19 protein-coding genes are annotated in these 24,834 nt (G+C 42.0%); 9 read left to right on the top strand and 10 right to left on the bottom strand.

From position 1 onward, the window contains the following. Positions 1-5: 5 nt before the first annotated feature. The 5 genes from GWG06_RS30820 to GWG06_RS09515 all read left to right on the top strand — a co-directional run bounded on the left by GWG06_RS30820 (position 6) and on the right by GWG06_RS09515 (position 2,103). Positions 6-494, top strand: coding sequence for a MauE/DoxX family redox-associated membrane protein (locus GWG06_RS30820; protein ID WP_420826293.1), 489 nt, complete (start codon positions 6-8; stop codon positions 492-494). Positions 495-516: 22 nt separating this feature from the next. Next, positions 517-1,017 (top strand): TlpA family protein disulfide reductase, encoded by a 501-nt coding sequence (locus GWG06_RS09530; protein WP_160712827.1) that lies wholly within the window; start codon positions 517-519, stop codon positions 1,015-1,017. 95 nt (positions 1,018-1,112) lie between these two features. Beyond that, entirely contained in the window at positions 1,113-1,355 is a 243-nt protein-coding gene (locus tag GWG06_RS09525; RefSeq protein ID WP_160712825.1) for a DUF6520 family protein, read from the top strand. 134 nt (positions 1,356-1,489) lie between these two features. Then, positions 1,490-1,780 carry a DUF6520 family protein gene (locus tag GWG06_RS09520; protein WP_160712823.1) on the top strand — a complete coding sequence of 97 codons (291 nt, stop codon included), beginning with the start codon at positions 1,490-1,492 and terminating at the stop codon, positions 1,778-1,780. 80 nt (positions 1,781-1,860) lie between these two features. Beyond that, positions 1,861-2,103: a hypothetical protein gene (locus GWG06_RS09515; protein ID WP_160712821.1), complete on the top strand. Its 243-nt coding sequence runs from the start codon at positions 1,861-1,863 to the stop codon at positions 2,101-2,103. A 569-nt stretch (positions 2,104-2,672) separates the two neighbouring features. Here GWG06_RS09515 and GWG06_RS09510 read toward each other — a convergent pair. The 5 genes from GWG06_RS09510 to GWG06_RS09490 all read right to left on the bottom strand — a co-directional run bounded on the left by GWG06_RS09510 (position 2,673) and on the right by GWG06_RS09490 (position 13,040). Continuing rightward, positions 2,673-5,357: an alpha/beta hydrolase family protein gene (locus GWG06_RS09510; RefSeq protein ID WP_160712819.1), complete on the bottom strand. Its 2,685-nt coding sequence runs from the start codon at positions 5,355-5,357 to the stop codon at positions 2,673-2,675. Between the two features lie 97 nt (positions 5,358-5,454). Beyond that, a complete protein-coding gene (locus tag GWG06_RS09505) occupies positions 5,455-6,741 on the bottom strand; it encodes a thioredoxin family protein (protein ID WP_160712817.1) in 1,287 nt (428 codons plus the stop codon). Positions 6,742-6,815: 74 nt separating this feature from the next. Next, complete coding sequence (locus tag GWG06_RS09500; protein ID WP_160712815.1) at positions 6,816-8,261, bottom strand: RagB/SusD family nutrient uptake outer membrane protein; 1,446 nt, start codon at positions 8,259-8,261, stop codon at positions 6,816-6,818. 60 nt (positions 8,262-8,321) lie between these two features. Further along, positions 8,322-11,699: a SusC/RagA family TonB-linked outer membrane protein gene (locus GWG06_RS09495; RefSeq protein WP_160712813.1), complete on the bottom strand. Its 3,378-nt coding sequence runs from the start codon at positions 11,697-11,699 to the stop codon at positions 8,322-8,324. Positions 11,700-11,840: 141 nt separating this feature from the next. After that, positions 11,841-13,040, bottom strand: coding sequence for a FecR family protein (locus GWG06_RS09490; protein ID WP_160712811.1), 1,200 nt, complete (start codon positions 13,038-13,040; stop codon positions 11,841-11,843). A gap of 189 nt (positions 13,041-13,229) precedes the next feature. On the opposite strand from GWG06_RS09490, the gene GWG06_RS09485 reads away from it, so the two are divergent. Next, positions 13,230-15,866, top strand: coding sequence for a protein kinase/lanthionine synthetase C family protein (locus tag GWG06_RS09485; protein ID WP_160712809.1), 2,637 nt, complete (start codon positions 13,230-13,232; stop codon positions 15,864-15,866). Here the strand turns inward: GWG06_RS09485 and GWG06_RS09480 are convergent. Continuing rightward, a complete protein-coding gene (locus GWG06_RS09480; protein ID WP_127038625.1) occupies positions 15,852-16,469 on the bottom strand; it encodes an RNA polymerase sigma factor in 618 nt (205 codons plus the stop codon). The two genes, GWG06_RS09485 and GWG06_RS09480, sit on opposite strands and share 15 nt — an antisense overlap. Before the next feature lie 246 nt (positions 16,470-16,715). Here GWG06_RS09480 and GWG06_RS09475 point away from each other — a divergent pair, with 246 nt between their 5' ends. Further along, entirely contained in the window at positions 16,716-17,840 is a 1,125-nt protein-coding gene (locus tag GWG06_RS09475; protein WP_160712807.1) for an aminotransferase class V-fold PLP-dependent enzyme, read from the top strand. An 86-nt stretch (positions 17,841-17,926) separates the two neighbouring features. After that, on the top strand, positions 17,927-19,369 hold the full coding sequence (locus tag GWG06_RS09470; protein ID WP_160712805.1) for a hypothetical protein: 1,443 nt from the start codon (positions 17,927-17,929) through the stop codon (positions 19,367-19,369). Between the two features lie 48 nt (positions 19,370-19,417). Here GWG06_RS09470 and GWG06_RS09465 read toward each other — a convergent pair whose 3' ends face one another. Continuing rightward, positions 19,418-20,251, bottom strand: coding sequence for an aldo/keto reductase (locus tag GWG06_RS09465; protein WP_160712803.1), 834 nt, complete (start codon positions 20,249-20,251; stop codon positions 19,418-19,420). A gap of 567 nt (positions 20,252-20,818) precedes the next feature. On the opposite strand from GWG06_RS09465, the gene fusA reads away from it, so the two are divergent. Next, positions 20,819-22,861, top strand: a complete 2,043-nt coding sequence (gene fusA, locus GWG06_RS09460) for an elongation factor G (protein WP_160712801.1) — start codon at positions 20,819-20,821, stop codon at positions 22,859-22,861. Between the two features lie 116 nt (positions 22,862-22,977). On the opposite strand, the gene GWG06_RS09455 is transcribed toward fusA, so the two are convergent. The 3 genes from GWG06_RS09455 to GWG06_RS09445 form a co-directional block, all read right to left on the bottom strand. Next, the gene (locus GWG06_RS09455; protein WP_127038609.1) at positions 22,978-23,616 is read right to left on the bottom strand and encodes a hypothetical protein; all 639 of its coding nucleotides are present in this window, start codon (positions 23,614-23,616) and stop codon (positions 22,978-22,980) included. Beyond that, on the bottom strand, positions 23,616-24,131 hold the full coding sequence (locus GWG06_RS09450) for an RNA polymerase sigma factor (protein WP_127038606.1): 516 nt from the start codon (positions 24,129-24,131) through the stop codon (positions 23,616-23,618). The genes GWG06_RS09455 and GWG06_RS09450 overlap by 1 nt, the downstream gene beginning before the upstream one ends. A 63-nt stretch (positions 24,132-24,194) precedes the next feature. Continuing rightward, a complete protein-coding gene (locus tag GWG06_RS09445) occupies positions 24,195-24,776 on the bottom strand; it encodes a nuclear transport factor 2 family protein (RefSeq protein ID WP_160712799.1) in 582 nt (193 codons plus the stop codon). Positions 24,777-24,834: the final 58 nt, after the last annotated feature.

The raw sequence follows: 24,834 nt of genomic DNA, 5'->3' as shown, positions 1-24,834 counted from the left end.
AGGACATGACAAATAAAGTGATTCACATTAAGTTTCCAGGTATCCAAAACAAAGGCTTAAAAATCAATTTAACACATAGTAAGATAATAATCGAGGCAACTGCCTTTATATTCATACTATTATTTATATATACAGGCACGAGCAAGATACTGAACTTTTCAGTATTCAAAGGGCAACTTTCTACTTCTCCTGTACTATCAAGTCTTTCCACGCATATTGCCTGGGTAGTTCCGATATCGGAATTCATCATTTCCTTATTGCTTATTGTTCCTAAATGGCGAGTCATTGGATTTGCAGCTACCTGCATTATCATGACCCTCTTTACTACTTATATAATATTCATCTTAAACTACAACGAACATCTTCCATGTAGTTGTGGGGGAATTCTTGAATTACTTTCCTGGAAACAACATCTATCTGTAAATGCAGCTCTGATACTTCTTGCTTCATTTGGGTTCTTTTTACAAAGGAAGCTAAGTCACTTTACTTTTTAACAATACCTCAAAATTCAATACCATGAGACTAATTCCTTTTCTCCTGCTTCTTTTCATACTCTATAGTTGCTCCGGCCCTGATAGGAAACCGGAAAAAACCGGAAAGGAAGGCACTGCAATACCTTCATTCGAATTACTCCTGACAGACAGTATTACACACGTAAATGTTGCAGCAGCCCCGGCAGGAAAACCAGTAGTACTATTTTTCTTTGGACCACAATGCCCATACTCTCACGCTGAGATGGAAATGATTATAAAAAATGAATCTAAACTAAAGGATATACAATTCTATATTTTTTCCTCTCCACCATTTCAATTAATGAAGGCATTTTCAGAATACTTCAAACTAAATAAATACTCAAATCTGACAATTGGCATGGACTCTGAAAACTACTTCTTAAAATACTTTAATACAAGTGGAGTTCCTTACACAGCCATTTATGGGAAAGATGGAAAATTAAAAGAAGCTTACCTGGGCCAAATAGATGTTAAGCACATTACAAGAGCTATCGAAAAAAAATAGGATTCAAGTAAAACAACCGACTTAAAACATCCGATTATAATCGTTTATTTCAAACCTAAAGTTTAGCTTTTTGAATCTAAAAAGCACTAATTAACATGAAAAATGCAAAATTAATCCTTGGTGCAATTGCTGTTCTGGCAACTATCGGTGGCGCATTTGCTGTTAAGGCAAAAAGCACTTCAAACAATGTTTATTGTGCTAATCCATTAAACAAAAAATGTGATTTAAAAGTTACTACCCTGGTAATTCAGCCAGCATCACCAGTTAAACGTCAGTGTACTGCTCCGCTTCCATTAACTACTACATGTGCATCAATAGGAGTAATTGCTGGACAGTAACAAGTATCTTTTGAAGTCATAGCCAATTACCAGGCTATGACTTCTTATAAAAGAGTATCCCTGATTACAACCTGTGCATTCAGCGGACTAATTACTGAAATTTAATAATCAGTAATTATAAACATGCATACCATATGATGCTGCATGAAAACTTTATTTCTAACATCTTTAATACTTTAATCATGAAAAAAGCTAAAATAATTCTCGGTTCAATAGCTGTTCTGGCTGCTATAGGTGGTGCATTTGCTGTTAAAGCAACAACTAGCTCAAATAATGTTTTTTGCGCAAATCCAATAAACAGAAAATGCGACTTAAAAGTTACTACCTGGGTAATTCAACCGGCATCCCCAGTTAAACGCCAATGTACTGCTCCACTTCCATTAACTACTACCTGTGCATCAATAGGTGTAATTGCTGGACAATAAGGAGAACATTTATAGAGCCATAGCCTTTTCAAAGGTTATGGCTCTATAGCAAAAAAAAACATCACACAACACTTCTACTTATGAAAAAAGCTAAAATAATCCTCGGTTCCATAGTGGCTTTGGCTGTTATAGGTGGCACCTTTGCTGTTAAAGCGAAGACCACTTCGAATAATGTATACTGTGCCAACCCCAACAACAAAAAGTGTGATTTAAAGATGACCAATTTTGTAATTGCACCTCTATCTCCTGTTAAGCGTCAGTGCACAAGTCCTACAGCCTTAACTACTACCTGTCCATCTATTGGAGTTCTTGGTGGTCAATAAGACTCAATCTTCTCATAAAGTCATAATTTTTTAAACGTTATAACTTTATGAGAAGATACAACGATTCCGAAAAATTTTCCACCTGACAGTAAAATTCAGCATAAGGAAGCCAATAATTCTTCTGCTCAAATGATCCAAATGAAATCTTTATTATGCGTAGACCAACTTAACTAGTGCAATACCTTCACATTCTATGAAAAGAGGAGTGAACAGTATTTCCAATAAAATCTTATAAAAAAAACATTATGAAAAATGCTCGCATTTACCTAAGTATCATATTCATAATTGGTATCATATCACTGGTCTTAGCAGTAAAAGCAAAGAATAACATGTCTGATAATCGGATATATTGTGCAGATCCCAATAGAGAATTGAAGTGCAACATGCTGGTTACAACACTGGCAATTGATCCTTTCTCACCAATTAAGAGTCATTGTACCCAGCCCCTGGCATTAACAACTACATGTCCTTTAATTGGTGTAACCACAGTGTTTTAATCTTCACTCAGAAAGAAAATCCATCCATTTTTCTCATTAAGAAGAATGGATGGATTATTCTACTTAATTTCTCTATTTTTCGACAGAAAGAAGTGATGATTTAAACGGATTCGTACTTGTATCCAAGCCTAGTCCCCTGTCTTTCATTTTAAACCTGGCAGGCACTCCACGAGTCATCCATTTGGGAGCTGGTTTTCCTTTGAGATAATGATCAAAAAACTGGAATGCTCTGACTTGATAATCAAGGTTGCTTTTCATATCTCCGATTGTATGTCCTGCCCCATCATACTGTAGCATCCATACCTTCTTCCCTAATCTGCGTAGTGCCAGGAAAAGTTCAACTCCCTGCTGAAATGGGACACTTCCGTCACCTTTATTATTTACCATCAAGAGTGGAGTAATTATACTAGCGGTCTTAAAAATAGGTGAGTTTCTAATATAAAGTTCAGGATTATCATAGAAACTACTTCCAACACGACCTTGTCCTGACTCTGACCAGTTACAGAAAAAATTGCTGCCATCATCTTCTTTAAGCGTTCCGGCAGCACTAATAAGATTACTAAACCCGGATGAAGATAATGCTGCTGCAAAAATATCAGAGTGACTTATAATATAGTTAGTCTCGTATCCTCCGAAGCTATGCCCTTGAATACCTATTTTCCCCGCATCAACCCAGGGGTACTTCATTAATTCCTTTGCTGCACCTACAATAGCACTATAAGCACTATGGCCTGGCTCTCCTTTCTTATAAAATATATCAGCTTCCAATACCAGGTATCCATTACTTACAAAAGTTGGCAAATCAATATCGCTCGACATTGGGATCGGATAAAGATACTGGTTCAACCCTGGAGCTCTTTTCTCGTAATAATTTATTATCACCGGATATTTTTTGGTAGAATCAAAATCTTCAGGTTTAAACAAGGCGCCACGTAAAGGAACTTTATCAAGAGAGTTATAATGAATTAACTGCGAGGTTAACCAGTTATAAGACTTTTCCGGATAAATACTACTTAAAGGTGTAAACTTCTTAAAATCTGAAGTACTAAAATAATTAGGAAATTGTGAAGCACTTTCCCGGCGTACAATATAAACCTTAGCACCTTGTGCTTTGCAAATAGGACGAACTGCGTATATTCCGACTACCTCACTTACCGGAATACTATATATATATGGTCCAGCTGAAAGTAATTCCGGATCCCCCGGCTTTTTCAGAATCTTCCGGTAAAAACCATTATTCATTGTTTTTTGATCAAACGCGGTCAGAAATAAGACTTCATTTTGGTCTACCACCTGGGAGGAAGAGTAATTGAGCAATCCAAAAACGATATCTGATTTTCTGCCGGTGTGATTAGTGATACAAATTGGCTCATGCTCATTTAAGGGATCAATTTGCCAGATATCATATCCATCACTCACCAATACGCCTTCATCATTACGTAACCACCCAACAATTGAAAATGAGTTATTACCCTCCTGTAATGGACTATATTCCATTGTTGGTGGCAATGATAAACTTCTGGTCAGATTAATTAACTTCCGCCTTGAAATATCATATAAATATGAATCATTATTTCCATCATCATCATATATATACTTATGTGAGGGTGAGACTGTTCTCAGATTGATGGCTATCTCTTCTCTCTTTCCAGTCTCAGGTGAAAGAATAGCAAATTTGGGTTTGGTAAGAACATTCCATGATTCATTAGTAAAAATATCATCGTGAGCTGATACTATACCAATTGTAGCAGTATCTGTGTCAAGTAATGATACATTTTCGTACTCATACTCAAGACGGTTGACATTGTGGCTATTAAGGTCCAGAACTGCCAGGTAACTCCTGGCATCAATTGACTTCAGCTGCACCGACTGTATAATCTCGTCACTATAACTCCACACATCTACAGGGGCTGCATCAGGATCAGGTTTCATTACCACTGTATCTTTAAGCGTGAAGAACAACAGTTTACCATTCCTGCTAAACCGCGTAATTCTATCAGGCGTCATACCATCCGGAATAATATGCTCATTATGCAGTAATCTGGTTACCTTATCAGTCGGCCTATTATATAAAAAGTAAGTTGATTCTGATTTATATGAAGTACTAAAAGCTATTTGATTTCCACATGGACTAATAATGGTTTCCGTTATATTCCTATCACTCCATACTTTGGTTGCAACTCCAGATGGGAGTGACACCCAGTACAATGATAACAGATCACTTCTTACAGTATCTGTCAGCAACGCCATCATTTTATTATCAGCATCCAATTTATATGACGACACATACGAATATCGTTGCTCTTTGCCCGTTTTCAACTGTTTAAAAACAAGTGATTTATCGAAACCAGAATTTTGATAAACGATCCATTCATCATTACCCATCTTTATCAATCGTACACTAGATACTTTATGATAATACTTTATATAAAATCCGGAAAGAGACAATTCACACAAACTGTCATTTCTATTAACAAAGAAAAAAAACTTACTATCTGAACTAAAAATACCATTATGAACATTTTCGAGTACCTTCTTCTTTCTTCCATCCGTAGACTGTAATATTGTGGTGGTCTTACCAACTGGCATGTTATCTATTGTATACATACAATAGCGTCCATCATTAGAAATCTCCGCCCTTCCCATGGATGGCCACTTATTAATAAGACTTGTATCCAGCATTCTTTTTTGTCCGAATATGCGTGACGGCATCCCAAGAAAAAAGCAGCTTAAAAATATCAATAAATATTTCAGCATAAATCACTTAATATTACCAATTATTCACGTTACAGCTAACAACAGAAAGGTACAATTTTATACTGCCATGGCAATTCCTCCGAATCAAATCTAATACTCATTTAACGGGCCATGTTGGTATTTTCTTCTGCATTTTTTCCAATACCTCTGTATACTCTTTTACATAATGCTCCTGTTTAATTTCAGCTGCCATCCTGATCGCTTTCTTTTCCGTTTCAATTGCCTCTCTTACTTTACCATATTTGAATAAAAGGTTAGCTTTAGTATCTACAACCTGAAAATCGGTCGGCTCAAGGCTGATGGAAATATCGACCCATTCAATTGCAGAAGCAATAACATTTTTTTTATCACATCCTATAAATATAGTCCAGGCATCATCGTTCAACCTCCATGCATCGCCATCTACCCCACCCCCTTTTTTAGGTGGATACTTCCTAATCATTTCGTCTTTTAATTTCGCAAACGAGGTCCAGTCCTTTTTCATTTTATAATATACCATTTGAGCAGCCGGCAGCAAGGTATCTGCATAATGAACATTATACTTTCTTTCTATGTTCTTTCTCATCCCATCCCAGTCCGGGGTATGTGGTACCGGCTTATCATTCTTCATTATATTGTCATATATCTCTTCTTTTAAAATTATATTCGCAACATAGAAACCTGAAATATCTGACTTCATCATCTTATCAATTCGATCTCCTTTGCTATACAATAATTTGAAATACCTCCCTTCAGACCCTGTTTTGTATAAGAGCTCAGGAAAAGCAAAAATGAAAGCAAGTCTTTCCGGGGTACATAACTCTTCATCTGAATAGTTACTTACTATTTTATCCAGGTACTCCTTCGCAATATCATCAGATACTTGTTTATCTTCTAATCTACGCGCTGTGACAGCAAGCAACAGCAATTGAGCAGTATCCCTTATACCTCTTTTGTATCTATTCAGCAGCGAATAATATTGCTTTGTGGAATCCAATGCATTATTTCCTGTTTGAACAAATTGCGCAGGATTACATGCGCCCACTTCTTTATGTACTAATTGCCCACCCGGAGAAAAAAACAAAAAAGTGGGAAAACTATAAATATTATACTTCTTTTGTAGATACGCCGCATCCGCATATCTGCTCCGGATATAAGCATCATCGTTCTTTGATGTATCCATTTGTATTTTCACTGAGATAAATGATGTATTAAAAAGCGTTCCAACCTCCCTGGCCGGATAAACATCCCTTTCCATCGATTTACAAGGCCCACACCATGTAGTATAGCAATCAACAAACAAAAACTTACTCTCTGAGTTAGCTTTCTCCAATAATTGGCTCCAACTCAATTGATTATCAAAATTAATCCCACCAGTGTTTTGAGCAACACCTATCACTGGCATAAAAAAAAGAAAACACAGGAAATAGAAGGCACACTTCATTTGATCTTTATTAATTTAGGATGGAGTAATCAGCTTTAATAACCTGGATTCTGTAATAAATTCTTGTTTGCATTCAATTCTCTTAATATTATAGGATACAACTGAGCATTACTATTCCATACTCCTCCACCTTTAATCGGGGTAACAATTCTCATCACATCATTCACAGTTCCCGTTCTTTTTAAATCCAACCACCGGTCTCCCCACTCTGCAAATAATTCTACTTTACGTTCCTGTCTAATTGCGGATAGTATTCCTCCCAATGTAGAGGCAGTTGTTTTATTAAGCCCCGCCCTTTCCCGGATAACATTTATATCACTGATTGCGGCCACCAGCTTAGATTGCATTGCTCTGGCCTCAGATCTGATTAAATATAATTCGGCCAGACGGAGCACCATTATGTACTCCTGCGAAGGAGCTATTCCTGCCCCTACCTTATATTTAAATGGATAATAATATATATTATTTGACCCTGTAGGATGAATACTTTTAATCCAATTAATTCTCCGCTCATCCTTTACCTCAAAGCTATTAACGATTCTATCACTCAAATAAACAGGAAATCCGATGTTATCCGGACCGGTTGAAGGCAAAACATATGTCCTTCCAGCTCCGGTATTTGCACCAGTCTCATTTCCAACAGGCTGCAGCTGCCAGATTGCTTCTTTACTGTTCTTAAGAAACACATACTGGCAAGAATCAAGATCAAACAATCCTTTATTTTCTATGACTTCCGACGCCTGATTCTCAGCATCAACAAACTTATTTGTATATAAGTAAGCACGGGCAAGCAGAGCCATCGCAGCCCATTTTGTCGGCCTCACTCTCTCTGTGGTAGTTTCAACCACATTTGCCAACAGGAAATTCGGACTAAGGTTCCCGCGTGCATTTATCAAATCAGCTATTATTAAATTATATACTTCTTCTTTAGTGCCTCTTGAAACAGTTGAATTCTTATTATAATCAGTAGACAAAACAAGAGGGACTTCACCATATAAGTTAACCAGATAGAAGTAGCAAAATGCTCTGACAAATTGTGCTTCCCCAAGCAATTGCTTTCTCACGACGGGTGTTACTTTAGTATAACTACTGCTTAACCCCTCGATGGCAGTATTGGCGTAATAAATGTATGGATACAGGATAGACCAGAAATCCCATGGACCGGAGTTTCTATTAGTCAATCTATTAAAATAGAACATACTAAGATCGCTATTGGACGTATTAAACAATACAAGTTCGTCCGCAGACAATCCCGATAATAAGGACAAATTCGTAAAACATTCCCCCATTGTAAATCCAAGATCACTGGCACTCATCTTTGTATAAATACCCGTTAGCAAGGCAGCGGCACCTGCATCTGTATTAAATACATTACCACCATTTATGCTTGTTATAGGTGCACCGGCATCTACTAACTTTTTACAGCTAAAAAATGAGGTACACAAAAACAGTAATATTGAAATCCAGAAGAATCGGATCATAGTACAATAATTTCTATTAAACCCATTCATAAAATTAAAGTTTCATAATACCAACAAATATTACAACGTCAAATGAACACCAGCTGTCATAACGCGCAAGGGGGGCAATAACGCCGGGCTTTTATTCTCAGGGTCAAATCCAAGATAATTAGTAATCGTTAAAAGGTTCTGTCCATTTACAAAGATCCTTCCGGTGGCCAGATGACATAACTTCATCCAACTTTCAGGCAATTGCCATGAGAGCGACAAACTTTTAAGGCGAATAAAAGACGCATCAACCCAATTTGCATCACTGTATGATTCTGCATTGGAATAAGCTCCGATTAACTCATAGTTAGTATTATACCTCTGTATAGATGCTATATCTCCAGGGTTCCGCCAACGATTCAATACAGATGTAGGTTGATTGCCATATGGTAATGATCCCGGATAAAATCCTAAGGAATAATCTCTGGCCTTTTGTTTTACAAACTGAAACAAAAAATCCAACTCAATGCCCTTATACCTGAAAGTATTCTGCACTCCCCCAAAAAACCTTGGAGCGGGATCTATTAAAACAATTCTGTCATCCGGAAACGATGGCTGTAAAGTTGGCTTCCCCTGCTTATCCAGAAACTGAAAGACACCTGTAATGGGATCGACTCCCAGAAAATGTAACACCTTCAAAATTGTAATAGGCTCTCCAACAATCAGGTCAGCGGCATATGAAGAGGTTTCAAGAGATGGGAATGAGATTAGTTTATTTCTGGGTACGGTCAAATTCACATTAGCGTTCCAGGTAAAATCTTTATTTTTAATATTAGTGGCATTAATACTTACTTCCACTCCGGTATTCTGAACTAAAGCCGGGAAATTTCTCATAATTTGCCCAAAACCTGTGCTAATAGGGAGTGTATAGGATAACAACTGATTAGAAGAACGATTCCTGTAATAATTAATGTTAATTAGAAATCTATCTTTTAATATACCCAATTCTATACCTGCTTGTAACTTTCTGGTTTCTTCCCATTGTAAATAAGGGTTATACAGATTAATAGGAAGAACGCCAGGGCTACCCTGATATGGAACTGAAACATTAGAAAGGCTACTGCTAAATCTATTAACAAAGTTATAATCACCAATCTGATCATTTCCTGTAATTCCGAAGCTACCTCTAATCTTTCCGTAACTTAGAAATGGTAAATTGTCTTTAACAAAAGGCTCACTTGAAAAGATCCAGGCGCCTCCAATAGATCCAAAATTATGGAACTGTTCTTCCGGACCAAATCTTGAACTCCCATCTCTTCTCGCCGTAAGGTTAACTATATACTTATTAGCCCAATTATAATTCAGTCTTGCAAACAATGCATTATACTTATATACTGAAATGACAGTACCAGAAATATTAACAGTTGCTGCTGAATGAATATCTTCCATTACATCATCACTAATAAATCCTCTGCCAATTTGATTAATACCATTTGAATTAATCCTGTTAATGGTTGTTCCGGCCAGGAAATCCAATTTACCTTTTCCTATACTGGTTTCATAACTAATCTGAGGTTCAACAATCCATGAATTAACATTATTATCCACGAAAAATGTTGCCCGTTGCAGGTATGGTCTGATTTCAGGCGCATAGGTATCCAAAGTTCCAATGGTAAGCTCGTTTGTTTGCAAATTTGTATACCCAAGATTTGCTCTTATTTCTAATCCCGGAATAATCTGATAGCTTAATAATGTATTAGCTATTAAATTATTCGTTTTATTCTTATTTCTTTGATTGAGATAGGCAAATGGGTTTTTCCAGGAAGAAGTTCCGGATGCAGTCAGCCCCCAGTTTAAAGAGCCATCAGCATTAAACAGTTCTGGTGCATTGGGAGGTGTAGATACAGCAGAACCAGTTAAATCAGTGTAAATTAACTGGCTGTAATCAAGCTGATAATTACCCGTTAACTTAATCCGGAATTTTTGGTTAAGCGACGTATTGCTGATATTAAAATGGACACCTCCTTTCTGATCAGACAAATCGCCTGGAAACACTGTCGTTTCCTTATGATAATTCGCGCCAACACTAAACTGCGTGTTTCCGCTACCGCCTGAAATTGTAGCTTGCACATCTGTATATTGAGCTGTACCACCAATTAAAACCTTCTGCCAGTCAGTATTTCGTGTTGTATCCCAAAGCAGCAGATCGTAATCCTGGTAAGGACTTGGCGTCAACCCATCATTCTTCAATGCTTCACGTCTTATCTGCAAATATTCTGATGTATTAAGTAGATTCAGTTTTCTTGGTACTTTTCCAATTCCCTTCTGGAAAGTAACGTGCAGACTGGTCCGGCCTGGCTTTCCTCTTTTCGTTGTAATCAGAATAGCGCCATTTGCCGCTCTAGAGCCATAAATCGCAGTAGCATCAGCATCTTTAAGGACATCTACAGATTCAATATCGGCAGGATTGATGTAACTGAGCGGGCTCCCGCTACTTCCCCCGGGGGTTGATGTTCCCACTATTGCGTTCATATTGGGCAGTAACTGGGATATATAGGGAACACCATCAATTACATACAAGGGATCATTACCGGATCCAATACTATTCTGACCCTGAATCCGAACTGTCACACCGCTTCCCGGCAAACCTGTACTCTGAGTAATATAGAGCCCTGGCACACGTCCTTCTAATGCCAGCAAAGGATTACTAACAGGTTGTTTAGCTATATCGCTCCCTTTTATCGTAGTTACATTACCTGTATTCAGTCGTTTGGTTGTTTCTCCATAAGCAATGATTTGTACTTCATCCAGTTTCCCATTCCCTCTCTTTAATACAATCTTAAAATTTAAAACATTATTCTCATTCCCTTGCGTAAAAACGACTTCCCTTGATTCATATCCTATAAACGACACTTCCAGGATTACACGCGATTTATCGAGACCTTTTAATTGAAAGGTACCATCTGAACCAGTAAGTGTTCCGGTACTCGCCCCTTTTAGCTTAACTGTAGCAAAAGCCAAAGGGTTGCCATCCTCATCTACTACCTTTCCCTTAATATTAAAAGCCCCCTCCGATGATTCCGATGTACCCTTTTCCTCCTTCTTGGGAGTTACTACAATTGTCTGTCCATTAACAACATAATCCAACGGTTGAGCAATAAAACACAATTTAAGCACCTGCTCAATGGTTGCATTTCTCACTTCAATACTTACAAGTTTAGCCGCCTTCATTACTTCATCATTAAACAAAAAAGTATACCTACTCTGCTTCTTTATCTCCTGAAACACATTTTTCAAAGCAGCATTCCTCATGGTAAGCGTTATCCCGCCCTGTGCCTGTAACGCCGCGGTAGCCGAAATACTCAGCCAGTTTACAACAATTATCACCGCAATCAAACGCAGTACAAATCTTGGTTTATTCAGGCAAGGAAATCCCCTGCCACACTGATGGCCAGTAAAATTCATGTCCATATTTGCGGATAATTTAAGGTTGATAAGATACAACCGGGGTAATCAATCGTATTGCTAACTGATAAAAAAGTGATGGACTGAGGGACTCAGTTCTAACAATAGGAAATTATATGCCTAAAAATCTATAAAGAATTATACTGATCAGGGTAATACAATAATTGTTTTATCGGCAGTACTAAATTTCACGCCTCCCGTTGATTCCAGCATTTTCAACACTTCCGACAATGAAGACTCCCTGTTAATATCTCCGGTAAAATGAACCGGAGGAGCTTTACCTTCGCTATACTTTACCCTGACATCATACCACCTGGAAATCTGCTTCATTACATCATCAATATCTGAATTATTGAAGGTAAAGAAACCATTCTTCCATCCGACTGCTGAAGCTACGTTCGTTGCTTCTATAACTATCTGCTCCTTTGCATCAGTGACAGCTGCATTACCAGGTCGTAGTAATTTGGCCCTCCTGCCATTCGAAACTTTTACCAGCCCATCTTCCAGGGTGGTTATGGATTTCGTTTCTCCTACATAGTCTGTCACATTAAAGGACGTTCCCAGCACCACTACTGTCGATCTGGGGGAATTCACCACAAAAGGCATATTCTCATCCCGCTTGACTTTAAAATATCCTTCTCCTGTTAAATACACTCTCCTTTCATTTCCATTGAAACACGTAGGATAACGTAAAGATGAACCAGCATTCAACCATACTTCCGTTCCGTCGCTTAGCCAAACCTTAAATGTTCCACTGACCGGAGTACTCAGCGTATTATACGTCACAATACCATTTTGATTTCTGTCATACATGATAACACCATTCCTCTTTACTACCGGAATGTTATTATCAACAACAAAACTACTATCCTCCCCCTTACCTAATCTTATCTGTTTTCCACTTCCCAGCGTCAGGGTAGCCTTATATCCATTAGGTTTTACATCATAGTTATACTTTCCGGACAGAGGTTTAACTGATAAATCAACTTTATTGTCCCGGCTAACAAAATAGAGTACAGTAAAGGCACTGATTAATATCAACATAGCTGCTGCAGCGGCATACATCCACCTTCCTGATTTACTACGGACAATAGATATTTCTGATCCAATCCGACTCATTATACCGTTAAGTCCGGATGGCTTATCCACCTCAAGCATATAATTAATAGCCCCCTCGGTTCCTTTATCATTAACCAATTCAACAAACAAAATACGGTTCCGTTCATCATGCGATATCCATTCATTCAGCTCAATACTTTCTTCTGCCGTTAAGGTATTTTGCAAATATGCAATTATCAGACGCGTGACATTTGTTACATTAGCATACGCTTGTTCTTCTTTCTCCATAGTAATAAGTTTATCATTATCCAGCTGCAATTTAAAAACGCATATAATCCCTGCGGTACTAATGAATTTTATTGAACAATTTGTTATTCGATCGTTAAGCGGCTACCATTACGCCTTACTGAACATGCAAGCTGATTGCAGGCAAAAACCTTAATATAGTAACTTATATACCTTGAAATTCCATTTTGTATGCTTACCGAAAAGTCCCCAACTGCATTCAATTTCACCGGTTTCATAAAGGGTATTCTTACCTGTCCGATAACTGAAGATGATAAATGGATATATGGAGGCCTCAAAAAACGGGATCAGGGATGGATTCTTCATTTATCCGCTATCCCTGGCACCATACAGGACTTGTATAAACTGGTTTTTAACGCAATAAAGGATTTCGACATTGCCTTCAGAGTATTGAAAACAGACCTTTCTGTTTACCAGCTCAATATGGGAGAATTCGGGGAACACCTAATCGGAAAAGCTATTACTATTTATACGCAGACAGATGAAGACACGAAAACTATTGCCCGGCTTTTACTGTCTCTTACCGGAAATTTTAAGGCCCCACGCCCCATTACCGATATCAAGCTGGGGCCGGTACTATTTGCAAGATTTGGAAGCTATGGCACACTCCAGGGAGAAGATCCGATGGGTAATATCTGTAATCTTCTGATCAACAACCAAAATCAATATGTAATTGACCGGTATGAAACACCTCATTATCTTCCTGAGTGGGCAGCCAATGTATTTGACATTCCAGAGATACCCCAGCCAACATACAAGCCTGGTGCAATCATAGGACCGGGACATAGAATCCTGAAAGTACTGAAATTCGACCTGAGAGGAAATGTCTATAAGGGATTCTATATCAAAAACCTCCTCCGGTTCGGCAAATGTGTACTAAAAGGAGGTACCTGGTGCATGTTTATAGATCCAGCCGGCAGAGATATGTGCGACCGTATACGATGGCAATACCAGCTTCATCTGCAGCTGCAGAAAATCATTCCATTACCCGGGCTGATAGACGCTTTCAGCGATTACGGAGATGAATACATTGCAATAAAATTCATAAAGGGGGAATCTCTGTACGATCTTATTGAAAAGTTAACACGCAATATTTACTGGCTGGATATTCCTGCCCCCATCATTAAAAAATTAATCAACTACCTGATACAAATACTTGACATCACGGATAAACTACATGCTGAAAAAATCGTTTTCAGAGATCTGTCTACCAATAATTTCCTAGTCGGGAAAAACGATAAATTAACAATTATTGATTTCGAACTTGCTTATTGTACGGAACGTCAATACCCTTATCCGCCCTTCGGGAAAGGGACCTTCTGGGTTGAAGGAAGAGAGTTTATACATCCTGTTCCCCAGGATGACATCTACTCCTTTGGCGCCATGATGTTATACATCCTTTCCGGTATTCATCCGGATAAACTTTTAAAACAGGATAAAAGGTCACTTCTCGCCAAAATAGCATGGTTAACCGGTAACCCAACAACTGCCGGTGTAATCTATCAATGCCTCGAATATGACCCTGAAAACCGGCCTGAAATATCTGTAATAAAAAATGCTATTACTCTGTTAGGTACAAATCCAACAATTAATAATCAAACCGCTCATCAGGTAAATACATATATCCCACCACTCATTCAACATGGAATAACCGGCCTAAATAATTTCATGGGTATTACTGACAACTATTGGATCTCACAGATTTTCACCGATGCTGTTCATGAGTTTAGTCCTCAATCTCAGAGAGTAAAATACGAATATATTAACAGAGGCGCAGCAGGGACAATATTATTCTTTGCACTGGTTGATTCTTTCAATTATGATAAATCAATTATACAGGAGCTATTGAACAATACTATCACATACCTGCTTAAAAGCTACCTGCCGGACAATCCCAATATCTTCTCCAGCCTTCATGTTGGCGGCGCCGGTATCGCGGTAGCCTTGTCTGCTGCTATCCGCAGCGGGCTGATAACAGCAGCTGAAGAAACCCTGCCTCTCATCACTCAATGCCTCAGCCAGGACAATAACTTCCTTGACATTTTTTATGGTATCGCCGGCAAAGGCGAAGCCCTGCTGCTTTGCGAACAACACCTGGATCCGGCTTTCCTTCGACAGTCCGTCACTAATATTACTGACATTCTTATACAATGTCAGGAAAAAGATGGCTCCTGGATATTCCCTCCTGTCTCTGCCAATAACGAACCCGCCAAAATAACCGGCTTTGCGCATGGCGCCGCAGGTATCATCAACTTCCTGCTGGACTCTTACCGCAGATTCAAAAATCCCTTAACATTAGCTGCTGCTCAAAAGGGTTTGCAATGGCTCATGAAAACTGCTATTAAGGAAAAAGATGCCTGGTTATGGCCAATAAGCAACAAGGATAAAAGCATCAAAAAAACCTGGTGCCAGGGCTCTCCCGGTATCGCCCTTACCTTTATGCGCGCCTACGAAATCACCAACACCCCGTCCTACAAAACCATCGCTGAAAAAGCGATGCGCGCCCATCCTCCCAGAGTAATCATGAATAACCTGGGTATTTGTCATGGTATAAGCGGCCTGGGAGAAGTATATCTGGAGGCCTACCGGATATTCAGGGACCAGGAATGGCTGGATCGCGCCACCTGGATTGTAGAGGTATTACAAAATCTGAAAATTACCGGGGAAAATGAAAATGAATGCTACTGGCTGGCTGACAATCATATGTTCCCTACTGCTGATTTCATGGTGGGCAATACCGGCATACTCCATTTCCTGATACGTTATGCCCATCCGGATAAACTGGGATTTCCGCTAATTCCGGCGTAACAGGGTAGATAAAAGTAATGCCAGCGCTGAAAAGCCCCATACATCCTTCTTCAGCATCATCCCCCGCAACAGCTGGATCGCCCGTGCCTTCTGGTTCTTCACCGTGTTAATCGCTATCCCCATTTCATCTGCTATCTCCTGGTTCTTCATGCCATCGATATAACTCAGCTTGAAAATCTGCCGCGCCCGCAACGGCAGGTTTTCTATCTCCTTATAAATCTCTCCCAGTACTGCCGCCCGGATCATCTCATTCTCCATCACTGTTTCATCCTCCATATCATCTCCGATGATATATGTCAGGTCTTTCTTCGACTGCGCCTGCCGCTGGCTCTTCCTGTAAAAATCCATGCAGGCATTCCTCGTCGTGATGTATAAAAATGCTTTTATGTTCTGCTCCGTCTGAAAGTCCGTCCGGCGGTCCCACAGCTTCACAAATGACTCTCCCGCGATATCTTCTGCCGCTCCCGTTTCGCCAATCAGCCGGGTGGCAAAAAGACATAACGGCGGATAATAATTATTAAAGAAGTAAGACAGGGCTTTGGTGTCTCCCCGCTTTAACGCGTCTATTTTCGCAATCTCAATATCTATACTGTTCTGATCCATACAGAAACTACCGTTAGTACTTGGTTAAAAATCGGTCTTGCCTGAAACACCGGATAAGGAAAAGAAAATGCAGATAACTGATGGATGATACTATTGCAGATAAAATTAAAGACCTCCTGATTCTTAACAGAAATAATAAGTGTATCACCAACGTTAATTACCTGTTAAGCGGGTTTTATTGAGGTTCATTCGTGAATACATTATATTTGAAAACGCATAAACAATTAACCAGATAAACTCCATCAGATGAACGTTTGGGATAAAATACGCGCGGACTACCCGGTATGCCGGCACAGCATCTACCTGACCACCAATGGCGGCGGACCTGTCAGCACCCGCTATGTAAAAAAGGCACAGCAACTCCTCACTGAACTGAGTGAACAGGGCAGAACCGTTATGAACGAATGGGACCCGCAGGCGGAAAATACGCGGGCACTGGTAGCACAAATGCTCCACGCTACCCCGCAGGAAATCGCATTCATCACCAATACCTCCCAGGGCATGAGCCTTATTCAGGGCCTGTTCCCGAAAGAATACGGCGTTATCACCATGAAAGATGAATTCCCTTCCAGCTTCGTCCCCTGGCTGCAACGCGGCCATCCCGTGCAGTTCGTGGACAGCGATGCGAATGGCGTCATCCACCCGGAGGATATAGAAAAACAAATTACCCCGGAGACAAAACTCCTCATCGTCAGCCATGTGATGTTCAGAACCGGATTCCGCCACGACCTCAAAGTACTGGGCGATCTATGTAAAAAACATGACCTGATCTTTGTGGTGGATGCTACCCAGTCATTCGGCGTGAATCCTATTGATGTGGCTGACTGCAACATCGATGTACTCATTTTCCACGCCTATAAATGGGTGACCGCCGGATACGGTATCGGCGCCATGTACATTTCCAAACGGATACTGCAGCAATATCAGCCGGAGTTTATCGGATGGTACAGCGTAGATTATCCCCACCCGGATTTTCAGTCTAACAACGACTACTCACAGTTTACCCCCAAACAAGATGCTACCGTCTTTGAAACCGGTACCCTGCCATATATGAATGTCCTCCTGCTGGGACATACGCTGGATTACCTCCATGGCATAGGTGCAGATGCGATCCATGAACATGTATACTCACTGATAACCTACCTGCATCAGAAAGCAGCGGAAAACAACGTGAAAATACTGACCAGCTATGCACCACAACATCTTTCCCCTATTCAGTGCCTGGATATTACGCAGGAACAATATCTCCGGCTGGAAAAACATCGTATCATCGCCCGTTATAAAAACGATAAACTCACGCTGGGAATAAATTTCTATAATAACAAGGAAGATATTGATGCTGTATTCAATGCGCTGAATGCAGCGGAATAAATATTCCGGAAGACATAACAAAAAAATACCTGCAGCGACAGCCCGCTGCAGGTATTTTTTTTACTTTATATAGCAAACGTTCCCTTATGCCAGATAACCACTCCTTCGGCACTTTTCTGCTAAACCGCTCCAACCGTATCTACCTGCTCCTCTCCGCTGCTGCCGCCATTCTTCAGCTGACAGTATTCAAACTGCTGTACCCTTACGCCGATTACTTCTCTGACTCATACAGTTATATTTTCGCTGCTATGAAGCACCTCGGCGCCAGCATCTGGCCCATCGGATATTCAAGATTCATCGGCCTGTTCCATCTCGTCAGCACGTCAGATACCGCGCTCGTCAGCTTTCAGTATATCACCCTGTGCCTCGCTGAACTGTATTTCTTCTTTACCATCTGCTATTTGTACAACCCCGGAAAAATCATCCGCCACATCATCTTTATCTTCCTGATATTTAATCCGGCTTCCCTCTATCTCAGTAACTATATCTCCAGTGATGCGCTGTTCCTCGCCATGAGCCTCTGCTGGATCACACAGCTGCTGTGGATGATGCATCAGCCTGAAAGATCGCAGATCATTGTCATTACGTTACTGGTGGCTGTTGCCTTTACTTTCAGGTATAATGCGATGTTCTATCCGGTACTGACTGCCGTTATTTACCTGATGTCAGGACATAAACCCCTGCTGAAAATTACCGGTATCCTGGCGCCGGTGATATTGATAGGGCTCTTCGTCAGTTATACCAGAACGCAGACCAGGCAACTCACGGGCACCGCACAGTTCTCCGTCTTCAGCGGCTGGCAGCTGGCCAACAATGCCCTCTACATGTATCCGTATATCACCGTCGATAAAGCGCCTCCGCCTTCCTGCCTGAAGCTGCACCAGGCGGTAAATCAGTATTTCGATACCATACACCCCGCCCTTAAACTCATGACTCCCATGGATGGCGCCTTCTACCTGAAATATTCGGCCGGCCCGCTGAAAACATACCTGGCGGCACATACAAACGATAAAAAGGATACGACCGGCGGTATCCGGTCCTGGGGTACTGTTTCACCGGTGTTTGCGGATTACGGCAAATTCCTGATCCTTCACCACCCACTGCCATACATTGAATTCTTCCTCCTGCCCAACTTTTACAACTACTGCATTCCGCCGGTGGAAAAACTGGAAGTCTATAACCTGGGCGCTCCGCAGGTAGGCAGCATCGCCAGAAAGTGGTTCCATTACCCTTCTTCGCAGGTGACCGCCTTCAGCTTTACCGCCCAGGGGATCATCTTTCAGTACTATCCTTACTTGTTTCTGCTGATCAATCTCTGTTATTTTTCCATTACCCTCTTCTGGTGGACGCTGAAAACAAATGCCGGTTCCTTCGGCCGCGCCGTTGTCGTCATCTTCCTGTTCTTCCTGCTGAATGCAGCCTTCGGCATACTGGCCTCACCTATCGTTCTGAGATACCAGATACTGCCTATGGTAATATTATTCTCTTTCGCTTTAACCACCTTACATCAGCTGCGGCTAAACAAATAAAGCGGATACAGTCTCCTGCATCCGCTTTACAACTTTATGAAGCAATGATTAAAAATCGAAGGTATCCGGATCAGGTCCTACACGCTCACCCTTGTCCAGTTTCTCTATGGCGGCTACGTCTTCGGTGCTGATCTCAAAGTTAAATATCTCCGCATTGGAAATAATCCTGTCCTGACGGATACTTTTCGGAATGGTCACTACACCTTTCTGCAAATCCCAGCGCAGTACCAGCTGAGCTACGGATACTCCATATTTTGCCGCCAGTGCTTTCAGCTCAGGGATATCGAAGATCTTACCCTGCATGAGCGGGCTCCAGGCTTCGTATTGCACGTGGTGCTGCTGACAGAAGTCCAGCAATGACTGCTGCACCAGCCGCGGATGAAACTCCAGCTGATTTACCATCGGTATTACTTTGGCAGACTGCAGCAGGTCCTCCAGATGATGCTGCAGGAAGTTACTCACCCCGATTGCTTTCACGCGTCCGTCTGCATACAGCTGCTCCAGCGCACGCCATGTTTCTTTGTATTTACCTTTTACCGGCCAGTGAACCAGGTACAGATCCAGGTAATCGGTTTTCAGTTTCTCCAGTGATGCATCATACGCTTTCAGCGTCTGGTCATATCCCTGGTCTGCATTCCATACCTTACTGGTCAGAAATATCTCTTTCCTGTCTGTTTTACTGGCGGCAATAGCCTGCCCTACGCCTTCTTCATTTTTGTAGATGGCGGCTGTATCTATATGACGGTAGCCTGCATCCAGCGCATAGGTCACTGCATCCGTCACTTCCTTTCCTTCATTTGTTTTAAATACACCCAATCCGAAATAAGGCATCTGGACACCATTCGACAACTGCACGGTGCCGCTGAGATCTGTAATATTCATACACGTTGTTTTAAATCAGTCAATCTGCAAATCTACTACCTCTGCTCCTTCCTTCCCTGGTATAATCATGCGAAAAATCTGTACAATTAAAAGATAAACCTCTCTTGTTTATCTAATACAAAAAGCTATCAATTTTGTTTATATCAAAAAGAGAATTATATTTGCACTGCAATTTCAATTATATGAAACATACCTTAACATATCAGGCAAACACGCACACCAATACCGTTATCAGAGCGGTAATTGCAAGTACGCGTATTGTCTTTATTTACAACGGGGAGGCAGATTCCGTCCCGGATATGAGAGGTTAACATAACATGTAAACTCCACCAGATACTGGGAGGCCTCTTCATCCGAAGAGGCCTTTTTATTTTGTCTCCCCCACCTTACCCAAGCTTCAATTTTATTCATTTTATTTAACGCTGCCATATGAAATTACAGATCAAAACACTGATGACCGCTCACATCCGGCAACACCGGTAATGTCTGGCACTCTGTTGCAGCAGCAAGCCTCTCATTACCAACTGGTGAGAGGCTTTTTTTATTCCCCTTTTAAAATATAACAAGATGAAACGTCTGGATCAATTCAGAAATATAGGTATCATGGCTCATGTCGATGCAGGTAAAACAACCCTTACAGAAAGAATGCTGTATTACACCGGCCTTACACATAAACTAGGTAATGTAGACGATGGCAACACCGTGATGGACAGCGATCCGCAGGAAGAAAAACGGGGTATCACCATTTCTTCTGCTGCGATTACTACCTACTGGAAATATCAGGAAGATGATTATCAGATAAATATTATCGATACGCCCGGTCACGTCGATTTCACGGCTGAAGTAGAACGCTCTCTCCGTGTACTCGACGGTGCTGTGGCTGTTTTCGATGCCCGCGCCGGCGTTCAGCCACAGTCGGAAACCGTCTGGCATCAGGCCGACCGTTACCGTGTGCCCCGCATCGTCATGATTAATAAAATGGACCGGCAGGGAGCTGATTTCCAGCATGTTGTGAAAGACATACGGGAACGCCTGCACGCTAATGTTATTCCGGTACAATTACCCATCGGGGAAGAAGATAATTTCCGCGGCGTGATTGACCTCATCGCTATGAAGGCGCTGATATGGCATAACGACGACGGTAAGACTTTCGATATACAGGACATCCCTGCGGAAATGCTGCCGGCGGCACGTCAGGCACGTACCTTCCTGCTGGAAGAATTATCTGTGCTGCAGGAATCGCTGCTGGAGCAGTACACCACCGATCCGGATCATATCAGTGCAGACGATATCCGCGCTGCGCTGCGAGCCGCTACTGTCAGCCTGCAGGCCGTTCCTGTGCTGGCCGGCGCTGCCTACAGAAACAAAGGTATACAGCCCCTGCTCGATGCAGTAGCTGCCTACCTCCCTGCGCCGCAGGATATTCCGGAAGTACAGGCTACCAGCACCGACGGAGATACTCCCATCATGATCCCGGCCACACCGGAAGGCAACATGGCTGCACTGGCGTTTAAAATAATCGCTGATGCCTACGTTGGCAAGTTAACACTGGTGCGTGTATACGCCGGCGTTATGCGCACCGGCGACATGCTGTGGAACAGCCGTACCGGCCGCTCCGTACGCATCAGCCGCCTGCTCCGTATCATGTCGGACAAATACGAACCGGCAACGGAAATAGGTGCGGGCGACATCGGCGCTGTAGTAGGGCTGAAAGAAGTGAAAACCGGTGATACGCTGGCCCACCCTGACTATCCGGTGCTCCTGGAAAAAATCAATTTCCCGGAACCAATGATCGGATACGCCATCGAAGCCAAAGCGGCGAAAGACGCGGACAAACTCGGCGATGCCCTGGCGGCCATGCTGGACGAAGATCCTACGCTCAGCGTGGAAGTTGATCCTGCATCCGGACAAACCATCCTCAAAGGCATGGGAGAACTCCACCTGGAAGTGGTGCTGGAAAAACTGGCTGCCAGCTACCAGCTGCAAGTCAATAAAGGCCAGCCACAGATTGCCTACAAGGAAGTATTCACCCGGAGCATCACCCACCGCGAGGTGTTCAGAAAACAAAACGGCGGCTCCGGCAACTTCGCTGACATCAGCTTTGAATTGTCCCCACGCCCGGATAATGAACCCGGACTGGAATTTATTAACGACATCAAAGGGGGCGCCATTCCGAAAGAATTCATTCCTTCGGTGAGCAAAGGCTTTGAAGCTGCCATGAAAACCGGCGTGCTGGAAGGCTTCCCGGTAAGATCCATGCGGATCAGGCTATTGGACGGATCTATTCATCCCAACGATTCCCATGCGCAGGACTTCGAACAGGTAGCCCATATTGCCTTCCGTAATATCGCGGCCCAGGCTGTACCCAGACTGCTGGAACCAGTAATGCGCGTAGAAGTAAGCACTCCGGAAGAATATACCGGCGTTCTCACCGGCGACCTGAACAAACGCCGTGGCGTCATCCGCCATATGGAAATGAAAAACAACCTGCAGGACATCGTCGCAACCGTTCCGCTGGCCGAACTATTCGGCTACGTAACCACTCTTCGTACGTTGTCTTCCGGCAGAGCAACGGCGGCAGTTACGTTCAATGATTACCAGTTGAAGTAATTACGAATTGCGAATTACGAATTACGAATGAAAAGCGAAGACCAAAGCGGATACTTAAAAGTATTATCGCTTTCGTCTTCGCTTTTCATTCGTAATTCGCAATTCGTAATTCGTAATTACCCCTTAAACCTTTCTATTTCTTTCATAAAATCCAATGCGCGCGAAATAGATTTCCCACCGTCGTTCCACAATAAGGCACGTACCCATTTTTCATTCCTGTTTTCAAAGGAAATATGCTGGTACAGCCATATGGCCAATACCGTAAATGTGCCGGTGATCAGGAGCTGAATGATCCAGAACTGTGCATCTGCCTGCAGCGCCATCTGGTTGGTGATAAAGAAAAATGTGTAGGGTGGCATTGACAGCCAGAGAAGACGCATGGTCCGCAATACAGAAATATGCAGCATGGCCAGCTGCTGCTGCGTCAGCAATACATCGGCACTGAAATTGATTTTCCTGATAAGCCGGATCTGATAAAGGTATCCGGCTATGGCCATAGCCGAGAACAGGATACTGGAAACGGCGCTGATCACAAAAAACACCTGCCTGTAGTTATGATACAGCAAAAACCCGACAAAGGCAATCCAGATAAAACCGAAGATGACTGCAATTATTTTAAAACGGGTGAGCGAGCTGAAGGAAGAATTTATTTTATCTGATCCCAGCTGTTCTACCAGGTAGAGGTTCAGCTTCATAGACCGCTCCAGTTTGGCGTCATAGGCCTGCCACAAGGCTTTTATATCTGCAGCTTCCATTACAATGCTTTTTGAATAGATGAGAAATGTTGTTTCAGACGGCTTTTTAATCTGTTAATTTTAGTGGCTACATTCGTTTCGCTGATTCCCAAAATGTCGGCTATCTCCCGGTAGCTCCTTTCCTCCAGATACAGGAGCATCAGGGCCTTATCCAGTTCATTGAATCCGTTGATCAGCTGCTGCAGTAATGCCAGATGATCTTCTATCTCCGTATTATTGTCAGCATCAGCTTCCATTTCAATCAGCTGTTCCGTGACAGGCACGAGTTGCCGGTTCCTTTTCCCGCGACGGTAAAAGGAGATGGCTACATTCAGCGCCACACGATACATCCAGGTAGTAAATTTTCCGGATGGATCATACTGGGGAGCTGATTTCCAGAGATGACAGATGATGTCCTGTGCCAGGTCTTCCCGGTCATACGCCTGCTGGCAGTAGGTGTTGCAGATCTTGAAAATAATCCGTCTGTTTTCCTGGATGCGCTGCAGGAAGAGCGTCTTATCAGGTATTGAGTCCATTTAACAGGTAAGCGCTTTCTTTATTATTCGCAACAGGGCCTGAAAAATCACACTGCAGGGAAATTAAATTTCCTTATCCTGGTAGAAACCCTTCACCAACCTGCTGTCTGGCAGTGAATGCAGCGTAGCAATTAACCACTTTCCGTCCTGTTTCACCATTTTCCCTTTATAGTAGCCGACGGACATCAGCTGAATCTGGCCGGAGAGGAGGTCTGTCCATAATACGGAGGCATACATGCTGATTTGTACGGTATCGTTGGCTGCAGGGGCAAACTGCATATTGGACAAGATGTGACGGGGCTGAAAGTGACTGTCTTCCGTGCTTTTTACAAGAGCCTCTATTTTTTCGGCCCAGCGCTGCCGGCCGGTGATTTTCACACCATCAATTTCTCCGCGTATGCTGTCAGCCATAAAATCCAGGCATTTTCCGAGCGTTCCGTTGTCAAAATGTTCGCAGAAGCTATAGATCACCTTTTCTATCTGCTGCTGGTCACGGTAACGTATATCATTATATGCAGCGGTATCTTTCGGGGTATTATCGCTCTGCAGCAGCGGATTATCATGACGGGAATCCGTGCGCGTATTGCAGGCGGTCATCAACAGGAGAGCGGCTATAACGGTGGTATAGCAGAGAGATATTTTCATCAGGGGAATTTTTATGATATAACATAATATACGCATAATATGTTTATACCTGTTCCCC

Origin of the sequence: Chitinophaga solisilvae (assembly GCF_009928525.1) — a bacterium.
Lineage (GTDB): Bacteria > Bacteroidota > Bacteroidia > Chitinophagales > Chitinophagaceae > Chitinophaga > Chitinophaga solisilvae.
The sequence above is the reverse complement of the archived record's forward strand: the minus strand, read 5'-3'. Positions and strand labels throughout refer to the sequence as shown.

What these genes read in the sequence shown, in the direction of transcription:
- GWG06_RS09450 (WP_127038606.1), bottom strand. Translation starts at nt 24,131, where the DNA reads ATGGACTCAATACCTGATAAGACGCTCTTCCTGCAGCGCATCCAGGAA.
- GWG06_RS09505 (WP_160712817.1), bottom strand. Translation starts at nt 6,741, where the DNA reads ATGCCAGTGATAGGTGTTGCTCAAAACACTGGTGGGATTAATTTTGAT.
- GWG06_RS09530 (WP_160712827.1), top strand. Translation starts at nt 517, where the DNA reads ATGAGACTAATTCCTTTTCTCCTGCTTCTTTTCATACTCTATAGTTGC.
- GWG06_RS09490 (WP_160712811.1), bottom strand. Translation starts at nt 13,040, where the DNA reads ATGGAGAAAGAAGAACAAGCGTATGCTAATGTAACAAATGTCACGCGT.
- GWG06_RS09500 (WP_160712815.1), bottom strand. Translation starts at nt 8,261, where the DNA reads ATGATCCGATTCTTCTGGATTTCAATATTACTGTTTTTGTGTACCTCA.
- GWG06_RS30820 (WP_420826293.1), top strand. Translation starts at nt 6, where the DNA reads ATGACAAATAAAGTGATTCACATTAAGTTTCCAGGTATCCAAAACAAA.
- GWG06_RS09520 (WP_160712823.1), top strand. Translation starts at nt 1,490, where the DNA reads ATGATGCTGCATGAAAACTTTATTTCTAACATCTTTAATACTTTAATC.
- GWG06_RS09525 (WP_160712825.1), top strand. Translation starts at nt 1,113, where the DNA reads ATGAAAAATGCAAAATTAATCCTTGGTGCAATTGCTGTTCTGGCAACT.
- GWG06_RS09445 (WP_160712799.1), bottom strand. Translation starts at nt 24,776, where the DNA reads ATGAAAATATCTCTCTGCTATACCACCGTTATAGCCGCTCTCCTGTTG.
- GWG06_RS09475 (WP_160712807.1), top strand. Translation starts at nt 16,716, where the DNA reads ATGAACGTTTGGGATAAAATACGCGCGGACTACCCGGTATGCCGGCAC.
- GWG06_RS09465 (WP_160712803.1), bottom strand. Translation starts at nt 20,251, where the DNA reads ATGAATATTACAGATCTCAGCGGCACCGTGCAGTTGTCGAATGGTGTC.
- GWG06_RS09515 (WP_160712821.1), top strand. Translation starts at nt 1,861, where the DNA reads ATGAAAAAAGCTAAAATAATCCTCGGTTCCATAGTGGCTTTGGCTGTT.
- GWG06_RS09510 (WP_160712819.1), bottom strand. Translation starts at nt 5,357, where the DNA reads ATGCTGAAATATTTATTGATATTTTTAAGCTGCTTTTTTCTTGGGATG.
- GWG06_RS09495 (WP_160712813.1), bottom strand. Translation starts at nt 11,699, where the DNA reads ATGGACATGAATTTTACTGGCCATCAGTGTGGCAGGGGATTTCCTTGC.
- fusA (WP_160712801.1), top strand. Translation starts at nt 20,819, where the DNA reads ATGAAACGTCTGGATCAATTCAGAAATATAGGTATCATGGCTCATGTC.
- GWG06_RS09470 (WP_160712805.1), top strand. Translation starts at nt 17,927, where the DNA reads ATGCCAGATAACCACTCCTTCGGCACTTTTCTGCTAAACCGCTCCAAC.
- GWG06_RS09455 (WP_127038609.1), bottom strand. Translation starts at nt 23,616, where the DNA reads ATGGAAGCTGCAGATATAAAAGCCTTGTGGCAGGCCTATGACGCCAAA.
- GWG06_RS09485 (WP_160712809.1), top strand. Translation starts at nt 13,230, where the DNA reads ATGCTTACCGAAAAGTCCCCAACTGCATTCAATTTCACCGGTTTCATA.
- GWG06_RS09480 (WP_127038625.1), bottom strand. Translation starts at nt 16,469, where the DNA reads ATGGATCAGAACAGTATAGATATTGAGATTGCGAAAATAGACGCGTTA.